This is a genomic window from Streptomyces sp. CLCI03, from assembly GCF_053615355.1.
In genome coordinates this window covers 172,725-187,675 of sequence record NZ_CM132132.1, presented here as the reverse complement: position 1 = coordinate 187,675, position 14,951 = coordinate 172,725, and the positions used below count along the sequence as shown (strand labels likewise).

General features: G+C 71.6%; 11 protein-coding genes and 2 pseudogenes. 4 read left to right on the top strand and 9 right to left on the bottom strand.

Annotated elements, in window-relative coordinates:
• Positions 1 to 23: 23 nt before the first annotated feature.
• From ACWG52_RS00875 to ACWG52_RS00865, 3 genes are all read right to left on the bottom strand, one after another.
• Positions 24 to 992 carry an endonuclease/exonuclease/phosphatase family protein gene (locus ACWG52_RS00875; RefSeq protein ID WP_390139051.1) on the bottom strand — a complete coding sequence of 323 codons (969 nt, stop codon included), beginning with the start codon at positions 990 to 992 and terminating at the stop codon, positions 24 to 26.
• Positions 993 to 1,006: 14 nt separating this feature from the next.
• Positions 1,007 to 2,278, bottom strand: coding sequence for a serine hydrolase domain-containing protein (locus tag ACWG52_RS00870; RefSeq protein ID WP_390139053.1), 1,272 nt, complete (start codon positions 2,276 to 2,278; stop codon positions 1,007 to 1,009).
• Between the two features lie 87 nt (positions 2,279 to 2,365).
• Positions 2,366 to 3,238, bottom strand: coding sequence for a PhzF family phenazine biosynthesis protein (locus ACWG52_RS00865; protein ID WP_453127474.1), 873 nt, complete (start codon positions 3,236 to 3,238; stop codon positions 2,366 to 2,368).
• A 1,243-nt stretch (positions 3,239 to 4,481) separates the two neighbouring features.
• Here ACWG52_RS00865 and ACWG52_RS00860 point away from each other — a divergent pair.
• On the top strand, positions 4,482 to 5,462 hold the full coding sequence (locus tag ACWG52_RS00860) for a TAXI family TRAP transporter solute-binding subunit (protein ID WP_453127472.1): 981 nt from the start codon (positions 4,482 to 4,484) through the stop codon (positions 5,460 to 5,462).
• A 32-nt stretch (positions 5,463 to 5,494) separates the two neighbouring features.
• Here ACWG52_RS00860 and ACWG52_RS00855 read toward each other — a convergent pair.
• Positions 5,495 to 5,938 (bottom strand): annotated as a pseudogene (locus tag ACWG52_RS00855) (IS5 family transposase); the annotation flags it as partial.
• A 401-nt stretch (positions 5,939 to 6,339) separates the two neighbouring features.
• Here ACWG52_RS00855 and ACWG52_RS00850 point away from each other — a divergent pair.
• A complete protein-coding gene (locus ACWG52_RS00850) occupies positions 6,340 to 7,575 on the top strand; it encodes an IS110 family transposase (RefSeq protein ID WP_453127470.1) in 1,236 nt (411 codons plus the stop codon).
• 32 nt (positions 7,576 to 7,607) lie between these two features.
• On the opposite strand, the gene ACWG52_RS00845 is transcribed toward ACWG52_RS00850, so the two are convergent.
• Together ACWG52_RS00845 and ACWG52_RS00840 are read right to left on the bottom strand one after the other, a co-directional pair.
• Entirely contained in the window at positions 7,608 to 8,330 is a 723-nt protein-coding gene (locus tag ACWG52_RS00845; RefSeq protein ID WP_453129104.1) for an SMI1/KNR4 family protein, read from the bottom strand.
• A 164-nt stretch (positions 8,331 to 8,494) separates the two neighbouring features.
• Positions 8,495 to 8,884: pseudogene (locus tag ACWG52_RS00840) on the bottom strand (IS5 family transposase); the annotation flags it as partial.
• On the opposite strand from ACWG52_RS00840, the gene ACWG52_RS00835 reads away from it, so the two are divergent.
• Positions 8,883 to 9,428 (top strand): hypothetical protein, encoded by a 546-nt coding sequence (locus ACWG52_RS00835; protein WP_453127469.1) that lies wholly within the window; start codon positions 8,883 to 8,885, stop codon positions 9,426 to 9,428. The pseudogene ACWG52_RS00840 and the gene ACWG52_RS00835 overlap by 2 nt on opposite strands.
• 62 nt (positions 9,429 to 9,490) lie before the next feature.
• Here ACWG52_RS00835 and ACWG52_RS00830 read toward each other — a convergent pair whose 3' ends face one another.
• The 3 genes from ACWG52_RS00830 to ACWG52_RS00820 form a co-directional block, all read right to left on the bottom strand.
• A complete protein-coding gene (locus tag ACWG52_RS00830; RefSeq protein ID WP_453127467.1) occupies positions 9,491 to 10,942 on the bottom strand; it encodes an ATP-binding protein in 1,452 nt (483 codons plus the stop codon).
• Entirely contained in the window at positions 10,939 to 11,691 is a 753-nt protein-coding gene (locus ACWG52_RS00825) for a response regulator transcription factor (RefSeq protein ID WP_389802871.1), read from the bottom strand. The genes ACWG52_RS00830 and ACWG52_RS00825 overlap by 4 nt, the downstream gene beginning before the upstream one ends.
• Before the next feature lie 180 nt (positions 11,692 to 11,871).
• Positions 11,872 to 13,251 carry an MFS transporter gene (locus ACWG52_RS00820; RefSeq protein WP_390139219.1) on the bottom strand — a complete coding sequence of 460 codons (1,380 nt, stop codon included), beginning with the start codon at positions 13,249 to 13,251 and terminating at the stop codon, positions 11,872 to 11,874.
• A gap of 330 nt (positions 13,252 to 13,581) precedes the next feature.
• On the opposite strand from ACWG52_RS00820, the gene ACWG52_RS00815 reads away from it, so the two are divergent.
• The gene (locus ACWG52_RS00815) at positions 13,582 to 14,925 is read left to right on the top strand and encodes a phytase (protein WP_389802874.1); all 1,344 of its coding nucleotides are present in this window, start codon (positions 13,582 to 13,584) and stop codon (positions 14,923 to 14,925) included.
• The last annotated feature ends 26 nt before the right edge of the window (positions 14,926 to 14,951 follow it).

Here is a 14,951-nt window from a genome sequence, read left to right as displayed (position 1 = left end):
TCGAGCACGGGTCGAGCGTGGCGTCAGTAGTCGAGCACGGCGAGGACCGCCGCGTGGTCGGAGGGGCTGTCGTGCGGTGCGGCCGGGTGCGCGCCGTCCACCGTGGGCAGCCGCTCGGGGCCGGTGAAGACCCGTTCCAGCCGCGGCAACAGGGCCCGGCTCACCAGGATGTGATCGATGAGTTCCTTCTGGCCCTCGAAGACGCGGGAGAAACCACCCTGGTCCAGGATGCTCGGCGCGAGGTTCCACAGGCGCCGCAGGTCGCCGAGGTCGGTGTCCTGGAAGCCACCGGTGCCGATCTGCGAGCCGGGCGGGCCGTACAGGATCTGCGTGGTGGCCGCCTTGAACTCGTCGTTGAGGTCGCCCATCACGATCACCTCGTGCGTACGACCGTCGCCGCGCAGCAGCTGGTCGGCCACGAAGCGCATGGTGACGGCCTCGGCGGCGCGGCGGTACAGGGCGTACGCGGCGTAGCGGGCCCGCAGTCGCTCGTCGTCCGTGCTGTGGCGGTTGCCCGGGAAGGTCAGCAGCTTCGACTTGAGGTGACAGACGGCCACCGACACGGTGTGGCCGGGCGCGGGACTCCACCGGACGACCAGGCCGCCGCGCCCCATCCTCCTGGTCATCGTTCCGTCGTCCTCGACCTGGACGGGTGGGAGATGGTCCGGGAAGGCGGTGCGGTCCTCGACCACGGTCAGCGGCCGGCGGCTGAGGAAGCCGGCCCGGATGCCGCGCCGGTCGGGATGGGTGGACAGGGCGACGTGCCAGTCGCCGTCGAGCCGGTCGACCAGATCGGTCAGCGCCTCGTGGCTGCCCACCTCCTGGACGCCGAGGAGATCGGGCGCGAGGTGGTCGATGGTGGCCGCGAGGCCCTCCAGCTTCGCCCGGTAGGTGGCCTCGTCCTTCGCGGCGCAGCGGTTCGAACGCGGGCTGCCCGGGGGCAGGGGGCGGCACAGGTTCTCCAGGTTCCACGTACCGATGACCACGCTCACGGCAGCCCCCGCCGTCAGCCCGCCTTGGGCGCGACCGGTTTGTGGCCGGGATACACGTGATCAGGAGTGACGATGCCGGTGACCGCCTCGCCGAAGAGCGTGCTGGGCTCCTGACCCTTGTACTGGCTGTCGGTGTTCAGGACGATGACCATCGTCGCCTGGGCGGACGGCAGGTAGACGGGCAGCACCTCGTACCCGGGGATCGAGCCGTTGTGGCCGATCCAGCCCTGGACGTCGAAGATGCCGAGGCCGTAGCCCGCGCCCGGGATGTCCATCGGGGTGGTCTTCAGGCGTTCGGCCTGCGTCGCCGGCTTCAACAGCGTGCCGGTGGCGAGGGTACGGGCCCAACTGCGCAGGTTCTGGACGTCGGAGACCATCTCTCCGGCGGCCCAGGCCCAGGACGGATTCCAGTGGGTCGAGTCCTCGACCCGGCCCGAGGCCGTCTGGTCGGTGTAGCCGTGCGCGTACGGCGCCGGCAGGGCGGGGCTCGTCGGGAAGACCGTGCTGCGCAGCCCGGCCGGTCCCAGGACGTCCTTGGTGATCACGTCGTGGAGCGGCCGGCCGGTGACCTTCTCCACGACCAGACCGAGCAGGATCAGGTTGGTGTTGCTGTAGTCGAACTCCGCGCCCGGCTCGAACAGCACGGGGTGCGCGAAGGCGACGTCGAGCAACTGCCGCGGTGTGAAGGACTGCTGCGGATCGGCCTCGAACTTCTTCACGAAGGCTTCGTCCAGGCTGTAGTTGAAGAGCCCGCTGCGCATGCCGGCCAGTTCCCGCAGGGTGATGCGGTCGCCGTTCGGAACGCCTGCGACGTACTTCCCGATGGTGTCGTCCAGACCCACCTTGCCCTGGTCCACGAGCTGGAGGAGGGCGGTGACGGTGAACGTCTTGGTCTCACTGCCGATGCGCACGTGGAGGTCGGGAGTCATCGGTGCGCCGGTCGCCTTGTCCGCCACGCCGAAGGACCGTAGGTAGCTCCCCTTGCCGGGGGCCCACAGCCCGACCGTCACACCCGGCACCCGCGCCTCGCGCATGACCCGGCGCACGGCGGCGTCGAGTTGCGCCGCGACGGCCGGTGTGAGCGCCGTGAAGCCCGTATCGGCGTCCGACGAAGGAGTGGGGGTGGGGGTCGGGGTGGGCGTGGGGGCCGCGGCCGCGGAGAAGGGGGCGGACCGTTCGGGAGCGGACGCCCCCGACGCGGAGCCCGCGGCCGCCGGGGCGATGAGCACTCCTGTGGCGGCGGCGGCCGCGCAGGCCCGGCGTAGCCGGAGGTGGGTTGGCTTCACGGCATGGTCTCCTGCCGTCCGAGGACCCGGGCAACACCATCAGCGTAGGTCCGCGTGACCCCGCTCGCTCGGCGAGCCTCGCGCCCCTCAGGAGGGCGGGAGCTCGCGCAGGTGTCCCTCCCCGACGAGTGCGACGCCGCCTCCGACGCGTACCGGGCCGATGGCGCGGCCGTGGCCGTCGGCGCTGACGGTCATCTTGCTGGGTCGCCCGGTGAAGCGGCCCTGGCGCAGCAGGGTGCGCTCCCCGGAGCCGATCCGGCCGTGGCCGCGCAGATAGGCGGCGGCGCAGCCCGCACCGCTCCCGGTGGCGACGTCCTCCAGGAGCCCGTCGTTGTTCCAGTGCCTGCCCTCCATGGCCGCGGCGTCCAGCAGGTAGGCGAACTCGGCGCCGGCGCGGGCCAAGGGCGCGTCGAGCGGCTGAGTGACACGGGCGCGGGCGAGCGCGTCGCCGCGTACGGGGAGCACCAGGTAGCGCAGGCCCGTGGAGACCACCTCCGGGGGCAGATCGGGGTCCAGATCGGCCGGTTCGAGGGCGAAGAGGCCGGCCAGGCCCTCGGGGTCGGGGCGACCGAGGAACGCCGCCGCGCCCTGGTCGAGGAGGCTCGCGTACCGACCAGGGCCCCGGCGTTCGGTGGTGACCTCCACCGGACGGCCGGGCAGGCGCAGGGTCCAGGCCTCGTGGTCCGCGGCGCCGTGCAGGGCGTGCAGCACCGCGGCGGCGCCGATGAGGGGGTGCCCGGCGAAGTCCAGCTCCCCCGCGAGGTCGAAGACGCGCGCCCGCCACGTGCGTGAGCGCCCGCGTGCGGTGTCGCGGACGAGGAAGACGGACTCGAAGTGCCGCAGTTCCTGCGTGATCGCCCGCATCTGGGCGCCGGTCAGCGGATCGGCTTCGGGAAACACCGCGAGGCTGTTGCCGCTGTAGGGGCGGTCGGTGAAGACGTCGACGTGGTGGTAGCGCATGGCGGCGACGCTACCGGGGGACGGGGGACGGGGGACGGGGGACGGGGGACGGGGGACGGGGCGTACGGAGGTCAGCGGCGGCGCGGGCCCGACTCGGCCGCAGGACGACTCCCGCCGGCCGCGCGGCGAAGCCCTGCTCGTCGCGAGAGGAGTCGTTTCCGGGAGCCGGTGCAGGCAGGCGCGTCGGTCGGCCGCCCGCCGCTTGGGCGGCTTGCCCGAGCAGCACCTGTCCGGCAGCCGCCGGGGTGACCCGGATCGTGACGGCGATCCGCCCCCCGGCCCCTCACCCGGCGCAACTCCTCACGAGCCGAACGGGGTTGTCCGACATCGTTCCCGACGAAGTCGCCGATCGCCGCGTCGAACGCGTCGTCGGCGAAGGGACGTTCCGGCAGACCGGTCGGCGCACGTCGGCCTCGGCCGCCGTCCCCGTACCGGTACGTGCAGAGCTCGCTGAAGCTGCCCGCACAGGCATCGGCCCACGCCGCCCACCCGCGACGCTCGGACGGTGCCGAAGGCCGCCACCGTCATCGGCCCCTTCCCGGAAGCTCCCGAAGACCCCCGGCATCGCGACGTGAACGTGACGACCATGGCGTCCCGGCTGCGGGCTCTCTCCTGGCGCGGCGACACAGCGCCGGTCGGGACCAGGGCGTGTCTTTCCGACCGGCCGAGGTGCTGAGGCTTTCGACACGGCGATTGTGGCGGCGGCGCGCCAGTTCCGCAAAGGGCAGTGACGCTGCCAGGAAGACGGCGAAACTCGCCCATAGGGGCAGCACTCTGTTGAGCAGGACCACACTCACGCCCGACAGGAACCCGCAGAGTATTTGGATCCACAACGAAACGTCGTCGTGGTGGAGAAATATCGGCAGAACATGCCGATCTCGGCAGTCGATTTTCGGGAGGCGCCAGGCGTAGATGGCACTGGCGAATGCCGCGATGGAGGCGGCGGTGATGATCGTCGTGATACGCATGAGTTTCTCCGGTTCTTTCCTCGCCATTCCCCCACCCAGGGAAAAGGGGAGGAAGGAACACGTCACGACCCGGAATCCCGTGGCTTGACAATCCGGCCTAAGGGCTGTCCCGTAATCCGCGGTGGGTCAGCGCGCGGCGTCAGATGCGGTGCATCGCAAGGCGGAGGGTCGTCCTCATACTGGGCGTATTTGGGCGATCCCGACAACGCGGCGAGGTGCCGTAGCTGGCGCCGCGCGCCCGCCGGGGATTACGGGACAGCCCTTAGGCTTCCGCCGTGACCAGCGCAGAAGTGACCAGACGGCGGCTGATGGGCCTGGGCCTCGGTGTCCTGGCGGGGGTGTCGGCCGGCTGCTCGGGGGATTCCGGACCGGTTCGGCGGCTACGGCTCGCCACGGGACCCGAGGGCGGGCCGTACAACGCGTTCGGGCAGGCCCTCGCGCAGGCCGTCGCGGCGAGCGGTCTCCGGATCGAGATCGTCCCGGTGAGCACCGCGGCCAGCGTGGACAACCTGCGCAAGCTGGACGACGGCTCGGTCGAGCTGGCCCTGGCCATGGCGGACGCCGCCGAGGACGCGGTGCTCGGGCGGGAGTCGTTCCCGAGGCCGACCGCCGCGACGGCCCTGGCCAGGGTGTACGTGAACTACACGCACCTGCTCGTCCCCGCGGCCGGGCCGGTGCGCTCGGTGGGGGATCTCGCCGGGCGCCCGGTCGCGTCAGGCGCTGCGGGCTCGGGGGTACAGGTGGTGGCGGAACGGGTCCTGCGGGCGGCCGGGCTCGACGGCGCCCCCGCGTCGGAGGCCGCCGCGGCGGACGAGCGGCAACTGGGTCTCGCACCGTCGGTGAGCGCCCTGCGCGAGGGCTCGGTCGACGCGCTGTTCTGGTCCGGAGGGGTGCCCACCCCGGCCCTGGCGGACCTGGCCCGCGAGCTGCCGCTGCGGTTCCTGCCGCTCGACGCCCACGTCGGCGCGCTCCGGGAGCGCTACGGCCCCGTCTACTCGGCGGTCACCCTGCCGGCCGGGGTGTACGGGCTGACGGAGCCGGTGGGAACCATCGGGGTCGGCAACTACCTCCTGGCACGGGCCGACGTACCGCCGGGCGCCGTACGTGACCTGCTCCAGGTGGTGTTCGACCGGTGGCGCGACCTGCTGCGCGAGGTGACGGCGGGGGCCCGGCTGGAGCCGCGGTTCGCCATCTCCACCGGTGAGGTGCCCCTGCATCCGGGCGCGGTCGGCCACTACCGGTCGGTGTACGGCTAGGGACGGCCTGGGCCTAGGCCGTTTCGTTTGGATCATCGGGCGGACCAGTGGAAGATGCCTGCAATGTGCAGTCCTGCCAGGTAGATGGTCGCCGTCTTCTCGTAGCGAGTGGCGATGCCCCGCCACTGCTTCGAGCGGTTGATGCATCGCTCGACCGTGTTGCGCTGCTTGTATGCCTCGCGGTCGAAGGCGGGTGGCCTGCCGCCCCGGCTGCCTCGCCGCAGCCGGTGGCCCTGCTGGTCCGCCGGAACGGGGATGACTGCCCGAATGCCGCGTTTGCGTAGGTGTTCGCGGATGGCGCGTGATGAGTACGCCTTGTCAGCCAGGACTACGTCTGGCCTGGTGCGGGGCCGTCCGCGTCGTCGGGGAACGCGCAAGCTGGCCATCACGTGCGCGAAGGCGGGTGCGTCACCGGCCTGTCCGGCAGTGAGAACGAAGGCGAGCGGCCGGCAACCGGCGTCGGCAGCGAGGTGAATCTAATAGCTCAGGAGTGAGCCCGAGCACGGAAGCGCAAGGGCCCGCTTGGCGAGGTGGAAGCCTGCCCCGTTCCGGAACTGTGATCCCTCGGGTCAGACCGGCTCCTTCTCACTACGCCGCCGGGTGGAGGCCCAAGGTGGATCCGGGGACGCGATCCCTTCAGCAAGACCGCGCCCCGCCCGGCGGTAGTCAGCCCGGTTTCATGTCCTCAGCCCGCCGACAGGGGCCGACCTCTCAGAAGTTCGCGAGCCCAGAGCTCTCCAGCAGACCGAGGTCCCTGCCGGTCGCTGGAGACACGAACGGCTCATGAGATGGCGTGCCCCGAGCACTTCTATCAGAGCGCCGCGTGCTCCGCACGGAGCCGACCAGCACAACGACGCAACGCGCAAGGAGAACGAGGTTGAGCAGGATCTTCTGCGGCATCGACTGGGCCGAGAACCACCACGACGTCGCGCTGGTGGACCAGGACGGCGCCCAACTGGCCAAGTTGAGGATCAGCGACGACAGCGCCGGCTTCAACGCCCTGCTGGAACTGCTGGCCCGCCACGGCGACAGCTCCGAAGAGCCCATACCGGTAGCGATCGAGACTCCGCGTGGCCTGCTGGTAGCCGGTCTGCGGGCCACCGGGCGGAAGGTCTACGCAATCAACCCGCTGGCCGCCGCGCGCTACCGCGACCGCAGCAGCGTCGCCCGGGCCAAGTCGGATGCCGCCGACGCCCGCGTGCTGGCCAACATCCTCCGCACAGACATGGCCGCCCACCGGCCGCTGCCCGCCGACAGCGAACTCGTCCAAGCCGTGGCGGTCCTGGCCCGAGCCCACCAGGACGCGATCTGGGACAAGACCCAGATGGTCAACAGACTCCGCTCCCACCTGCGCGAATACTTCCCCGCCGCCCTCCAGGCCTTCCACGGTGCCGGCACGCTGGGCCTCGACTCCAGCCACGCCCGGGCGGTCCTGGCCGCGGCACCCACCCCGGCTGCAGCCGCCCGGCTCACCCGCAGCCAGCTGCGTGCACTGCTCAACCGCGCCGGACGGCTCCGACGCGGGATCGACACCGAGGTCGAACGACTCCGGGAGATCTTCCGCAGGGACTGCCTGCACCACCTGCCGAAGGTCGAACAGGCTATGGGCAGGCAGGCCCAGGCGCTCATCCAGCAGCTCGACGCGACCTGCCGGAGCGTCGACGCCCTCGCAACGGCTGTCGAGGAAGCGTTCCTCACCCACCCGGACTCGGAGATCATCACCAGCTTCCCCGGACTGTCGGTGACGTCCGGAGCCCGGGTCCTTGCCGAGATCGGCGGCGACCGGGAGCGGTTCGCCGACGCCCGGGCGTTGAAGGCATACGCCGGCGCCGCCCCGGTGACCCGCGCCTCCGGCCGCAGCCGAGTCGTGGTCGCCAGGGCCGTCAAGAACCAACGCCTGGCCTCAGCTGGCTACATGTGGGCCTTCGGCGCCCTGCGCTCGCACGAACCCCGTGAGCACTACGACGGCCGACGCGCCAGCGGCGAACGGCACACCGCAGCCCTACGGAACCTGTTCAACAAGCTCCTCGGCTGCCTCTACCACTGCCTGAAGACCCGCACCCTCTACGACCCCGCACGGCCCTTCGCGCACTCCCTCAGGCTTGCCGCATGATCGTCTGCCCGCGCCGGAAGCGGCGTGTGGCTTCAGCCGACCCAGGGGCCCGGGAGCTCCTCGCGGACGGTCTCAAGATCGGAAATCGTGCGCCCACGCGCATGGATCCACGACTGGTCCTGAAGGCCGTCCCGGCGAACCAACCGGCCAGGAGCCGCGTACCAGCGGACCGGCGAGTCGTCCTCGCTCGCCCACATCGGATGGTCGGGCAGGCCGACCCGGGCATAGCGGGCGTGGAGATCCGTCATCAGAGTGTCGGGCAGCTCGCAGGCGTCATAGAGGTTGTCCGCCGCGAAGAGCGACTCGCCCAGCACCAGCTCCACCCACGCCAGGGACATCCGGTCGAGAAAGGGAATCCACCCCTGGCCCGATTCCACCACCACCGGGGGATCGTCCTGCTCGATCTGAGCCAGCGGGATTCCCCAGGAAGCGCAGTTTTGGTTCTCACGCCGGTAGACGAGGACGCCCCCCATGGCGTCATCGACGTAGAGGCCGGACGGCTCAACCAGAGGGTCCTGCTGCCGGGTCATGTCGTCCCGACGGCCGAAGAGCGCATACCCCTCACCCAAGGCGGCCGGCAGCTCGAATCCCAGATCAGCCTCCACGACCGCCAACTCTTCTGCGGTGAAGCCGTCTTCCGGTTCCACCGGACGGCCCATCCAGGCGTCGGCGAACCAGCGCACGAACTCCCACGCATCAGAGCGGGTACGCACCCCGCTTCGCAGAGCCACCGCCACATCAGGACCGTCCAGCATACCGAGGACGCTACCGCCTTCTGCAACCGCGCGGCGAGCCGGTGAAGGCTCAGCCCCACTCGCCGGCGACGCAACTTGACCCGCCAACGACATGAGATGTCTTGGTGGTCACTCCGGCGCGGGAGCGACCGATGGCATGGTCGTCCGGCTCGTCGGCCGGGGCCCCCTTTGCGGGCCCCGGCCGCGTGCTGGTGGGCGCGCACGATCGTGGAGTCCACCGAGACCGTCCAGCTCAGGTCCTCGTCGGCGTCGGCCTGGGCCACGAGCGCGGTGAACACGCGCTCCCAGGTGCCATCGACGGCCCACATACGAAGCCGGTTGTAGACGCCCCGCCAGTTGCCGTACTTCTCGGGCAGGTGAACCCACTGCGATCCGGTCTGGAACTTCCAGGCGATCGCGTCGATCACCTCGCGGTGGTCCCGCCACCGGCCACCCCGCTTTGGCGCCCGGTCTGGGAGCAACGGCTCGATCCGTGCCCACTGCACGTCAGTCAACGGCACAACTACACCAACGATCAGATGGTCTGAAGGAAGCGGGCCTACTATCCTCGCCATGGGCACCGTGATCATGACTGTCAGTCTGGCCTTCGTCGGATACCTGGCGACGTACCTCAATGGGCTGCGGCTCGCGCAGCGGCAGGCCCGGCTCGCCCGAGTGAGCCAGCAGTTGAGTGACTTCTACGGCCCGCTCTTCGCGCTCATGGAGGCCAACAGTCGTGCCTATGAGGCGTTCTGCGAGCGGTATGCCCGCCCCGATGGGGTCCACCCCTTCGACCACGACGTTCCCCCCACCGAGGAGGAGCTCGCCGAGTGGCGCATCTGGGCCACGACCGTCTTCCTGCCCAACATCCAGAAGATGCGCGATGTGGTCGTCACGAAGGCCGACCTCCTCATCGAGGAGGAGGTGCCGCCTGTCCTGCTCGTACTGTGCGCCCATGTCGCTGGCTACGAGATCACCGCGGCGCGCTGGGCATCTGGTGAGTTCGGCGAATACAAGTCCGTCATCCAGTTCCCGGGGCCCGAGCTGAAGGAGTACGCCACCACTCGCTTCGCGCGACTCAAGAAGCAGCAGGCTGCCCTTCTCGGTCGGCGGCGCTGAAGCCCGAGGAGGAGCGGGTGCTACATCCCAGAGCAGCGATCCGGTGATCCAAAAGAAACGGCCTAGCCCGAGGCCGGGAGCCGCAGCTCCACCATCAGGCCGTGCGGCTCGTGGCCGCCGACGTCGAGTCGGCCGCCGCTGATCCGTGCGATCTCGTCGGCGATGGCCAGTCCCAGGCCGCTGCCGGGGACGTTCTGGTGTTCCGGGGAGCGCGCGAAGCGGCGTAGCAGCAGCGGTAGGTGCTCCTCCGGTACGCCCGGACCGTCGTCCGTGACCCGTACGACGACGGAACCGGCGCGACCGGCCGGGCCGGCGGTACTCCCGTCGGCCTCCTGCCCGGCGCGCACCTCGACGCGGCCACCGCGCGGGACGAACTTGACGGCGTTGTCGAGCAGCGCGTCGAGGACCCGGCCCGCCGCGTCGGGCAGGGTGCGAGCCCGCAGGCCTTCGGCGAGGTCGGCGGCCACCAGGTCCACCCCCGCCGCGTGGAAGACCGGCGTCCAGGCCGCCACCCGCTCGCGTACCGCCCGCGACACGTCCTCCTCGGTCAGTTCCGCCGTCCCCGACTCGACCCGGGCCAGTGCCAGCAGGCCGTCGAGCAGCTCCTCCAGGCGCTCCGCCTCGTCCAGGGCGCGGCCGTGCTCGGCCAGGCCGGGGCCGGGCGCGATGTGCGGCTCGACGTTCTCCAGTTGCAGCACCAGCGTGGCCAGTGGATTGCGCAGCTGGTGCGAGGCATCGGCGACGAAGTCGCGTTGCCGGCCGATGGAGTCGGCCATCGCCTCCGCCATGGTGTTGAAGTGCTGACGCAGGTGGCGCAGTTCCGGCGGACCGGTGTCGGACACGGCCCGGGCCTGCAGGCTGCCGGCGGTCAGTCGCTCGACGGCCCGGTCCAGGTCCAGTACAGGCCGCATCAGCCAGCGCGTGATCCCGGCCGCGACCAGGGCGGCCGCCGCGAAGGCGGCGAACGCCCCGGCTGTGATGAGCGACCAGCGGACCGTCACGTCCCGGCGGGCGGCCTCGGTGGGTACGGCCATCAGGACCGCCCCGCTCACCCGCTCGTCCCGGCCCACCGGCTCGGCCAGCACGACGGTGCGTGGCCCCCAGGGGCGCAGGGTGGGCAGTCGGTCGGTGGAGCGACCGGTGAGGGCGCGGCGACGGGCGTCCGACCCGTCCGAGGTTCCGACGCGCGGGGAATCGTCGGTGGCCGCGTCCGTGGCGGCTTCCGCCGCCGGACCGGTCCCGGCCCGCGCCACCGTCGCCCCGGCGGAGTCGACCACGACCACCCCGGCTCCGTACAGCTGGGCGTAGCGGCCGATCTCGGCCGACAGCTCCGCCCGGTCGGCGGCGCTACGCATCCGGTCGGCGAGGTCGGCGAACCGTACGGCCTCGGAGCGCCGTTGCAGGAGCAGGTGCTCGGTGCGCCCCCGCGCGTAGGCATCGGCCAGGGGGACGCAGAGCAGCAGCGCCGCCGCCCCCATGAGCACCATCAACACCGCCAGCAGCCGGCGCCTCACCGCTCGTCGCCCCCCGCGTCCGGGGCGTCCCCCGCCTCCGGGACGGGGGTGTCGGCCGGAGCCGGGAAGCCGAGCTGGTAGCCGAAGCCCCGGACGGTACGGACCAGGCCCGAGCGGCCGGTCTTGGCGCGGATGCCCGCCACATGGACGTCCAGGGAGCGGGAGGCCGCGAGGAAGACGTCGCCCCAGATCCGGTCCAGGATCACCGCCCGCGCATGGACCTCGTCCGGTCGGGCGGCGAGAAAGGCGAGGACGTCGAACTCACGGCGGGTGAGCCGTACTTCGGCTCCCGCGACGGTGACGGTGCGACCGGCGAGGTCCACCTCGACATCGCCGGTGCGCACGGGCCGGGACCCGGTCGCGGCGGGTTCCGGGATGGCCGTACGGCCGGGGTGCGGGTCGGTCCGGCGCCGTACGGAGTCGATCCGGGCCATCAGCTCGGCCATCCGGAACGGCTTGACCACGTAGTCGTCGGCCCCCGCCCGCAGCCCCTGCACGATGTCGCGCTCCTCGCAGCGCGCCGTCACGACGATCAACGGCGCGTCGCAGACGGTCCGCAGCCGCCGCAGCAGCTCCAGCCCGTCGAGGTCGGGGAGGCCCAGGTCGAGCAGCACGAACTCGGCCTCGCGGACGTGCCGCAAGGCGTCCAGGGCGCGCCCGACCCGGCGGACGGTGTGCCCGCGCTGCGCGAGGGCCGTGCCGAGGGCTTGGGCCATGCGGTCGTCGTCCTCGACGAGCAGCGCGTGCATAGACAGTCCCTCACGACCTGTGACCGGAGCCCCGACCTACCGGAGCCGCTCCTACGGAGCCACCGGATCCCGACCCCCGTGGCCCGGCGCAGCAGCTTACGGGAGCCGCCGGACCGCGCCACGGGCCACCGACCACGGGCCGCCCGAGCCACGGGCCGCCGGACCACGGGGAGCGGAGGATCAGTGTGCCGCCTCGGCGGGAGCCGCCGCCGGCCGTTCCCGTGCGGCCTCGCCGTCGGCCTCGGCCTCGGCGCGGCTCAGGGCGGCGTTGCGGGTGTCCGGCATGAGCACGTACGTCACGAGGGAGATCAGCGCGCATCCGGAGACGTACCAGAAGAACATGGTCTCGTGCCCACTGTTCTTGAACCACAGCGCCACGTACTCCGCCGTGCCGCCGAAGAGCGCGTTGGCGATCGCGTACGGCAGCGCCACGCCCAGGGCGCGTACCCGGGTCGGGAAGAGCTCGGCCTTGACCGCCGCGTTGATGGACGTGTAGCCGGTCACGATGACCAGGGCCAGCAGGGACAGCCCGAGCGCGGACCAGTACGAGGACGCCGATCCGAGGGCGGTCATGATCGGGTACGTGCCGACGGTGCAGCCCACCGCGAAGGTGATCAGCAGCGGCCGGCGGCCGATCCGGTCGGACAGCATGCCGGCGAAGGGCTGCAGCACGGCGAAGAGGGCCAACGCGGTGAAGCTGACGAGCGTGGCCGTGGTCTTCTCCATGCCCGCGCTGCCGACCAGGTACTTGGTGAGGTAGGTGGTGTAGGTGTAGTAGGCGACGGTGCCGCCGAGGGTGAGCGCCATGACCAGCCCCGCCTGCCGCCGGTAGTGCCACAGGGCCTTCAGCGTGCCGCGCGTGCTGTCGTCGTGGGCGTCCTCGCCCTCCGCCGAAGCCGTTTCCTCCTTGAAGGCGTCGGTCTCCTGCAGCCGGCGCCGCAGCCAGAAGACGACCACCGCGAACAACGCCCCGACGAGGAACGGGATCCGCCAACCCCAGCTCTCCAACTGGGCGGTCGTCAGGGTGTGCTGAAGAGTGATCAGGATGCCCAGTCCGAGCAGCTGGCCGCAGGTCATCGACACGTACTGGAAGGACGAGCCCAGCCCGCGCCGGTTGCGGGCCGATGCTTCGGTCAGGTAGGTGGCGCTGGCCGCGTACTCCCCGCCGATGCTCATCCCCTGGAGCAGTCGTGCGAGCAGCAGGACCAGGGCGCCGAAGTATCCGGCCTGCCCGTAGGTCGGGGCGACGGCGATCAGCAGGGCGGCCACCGACATCATGGTGACGGTCAGGGTGAGCGCGCTCTTGCGCCCGTGCCGGTCGGCGGCGCGGCCCAGGATCCACCCGCCGACGGGACGCATCAGGAAGCCGACGGCGAAGATCCCGGCCGTGTTCATCAGCTGGGTGGTCGGGTTGTCGCCGGGGAAGAAGGAATCGGCGAAGTAGATCGCGAAACTGGCGTAGACGAACCAGTCGTACCACTCGACGAGATTGCCGAGGGAGCCGCCGACCAGGGCCAGGCGGCGCTTCCTGCGCTCGTCCCCGGGCGGCGACGCGGGCATGACGGCGGACGAGGACATGGCGGCTCCAGAGGGAAGTCCCTGATGGGGGACGGGAGGACTGCCCCGGCGATGGGGGAGTGCCCAGAGCATGCGGCGGCCGTCGTACCCGGACAAGGTCCGCCACGCAGATCTAACGTTCCGCTAAGAAAGCTCCGTGGAAGGCTCCGGGGCCGCCGGATTTCACCATTCGGTCATGCGCACGCCATGCCCGCTCCATGGGTGTCACCCGAACGTGGCCCACGGTGGGGGCGGCCCGTCGCGGGACGCCGGAGGACCCCGGCACACCACTCGGCCGGCCGCACCCCCCCCGTACACCCCACAGGAGGCAAGATGCGCGTGATCCCGAGCAGGCGGACCCCGGTCGTGGCCGCGGCGGCCATGGTGGCCCTGGGGGCGATCGCCGGACCGGCGCACGCCCACGCGGGCCACGGCGGCACGACACCGCCGCTGCCGCGGGTGACGGCCTCCGTCGAGACGCCCTCCCTCTTCGACGACGAGGCCGGCGGCAACGCGAACGCCGACGACCCGGCGATCTGGCGCAACGCCGCGAACCCCGACGCCAGCCTGGTCATCGCCACCGCCAAGGAGGGCGGCCTGCGCGTCTACGACCTGGACGGACGCCAGGTGCAGTCCCTACCCGCGCCCGCGCCGCCGAGGGAGGGGGACAAGCCCGGACGCTTCAACAACGTCGACCTGATCACCGGACTCCGCTTCCCGGACGGCCGGCACGACGTGGCCGTCGTCTCCGACCGTGGCCGCGACCAGCTGCGCGTCTACCGCATCGACCCGAAGCGGCCCACCGCCCCGCTGGTCGACGTCACCGACGAGACGGCCGCCCCGCTGGTCTTCTCCACCTCACAGGACGAGGTCGACGACCAGCGGACCGCCTACGGCCTCGCCGCCTACACCGACCGCCGCAGCGGCCGCTCGTACGCGGTCACCAGCCGGCGCCACGCCACCGACCTCGCGCTGGCCGAACTGCTGCCGAACGCCCGGGGCAAGGTCGGCTACCGCACCGTCCGCACCACCTCGCTGCCCGCCTCCTTCACCCTGCCGAACGGCACGACCTGGACGTCCTGCGGCGAACCGGGCGAGCGCCCCCAGGTCGAGGGCATGGTCGTCGACCCCGACACCGGTGACCTGTACGCGGGTCAGGAGGACGTCGGCATCTGGAAGCTCGACGCCGACCTGCGCTCGCCCGCCCGCCTCATCGAGAAGGTGCGCTCCTTCGGCGTCCCCGGCACCTGGAACCCGGGGACGGAGGAGTGCGACGCGGGCGCCGACCCCGGCTTCGGCGGCCGGCACGTCTCCGCCGACGTCGAGGGCCTGACCATCTGGCGCGACCCGAAGCAGCCCGGCCGCCGCGGCTACCTGCTCGCCTCCAGCCAGGGTGACGACACCTTCGCCGTCTTCGACCGCGAGCACGGCAACGCCTACGTCAGCGGCTTCCGCATCGGCGACGGTGCGAAGCCCGGCTCGCCGGACGGCTCGCAGGAGTGCGACGGAGCCGCCGTCACGACCGCACCGCTCGGCAAGAAGTTCCCGAACGGCCTGCTGGTCGTCCAGGACGGCCACAACACCCCGGCGACCACCGGAGCCGACGGTGAGGCCCGTACCGACACCGACTTCAAGTTCGTCGACCTCGGGCTCCTGAAGCGGGCCACCCGCCTCTGAGCCCGCCGCCGGGGACCGTGACCTGG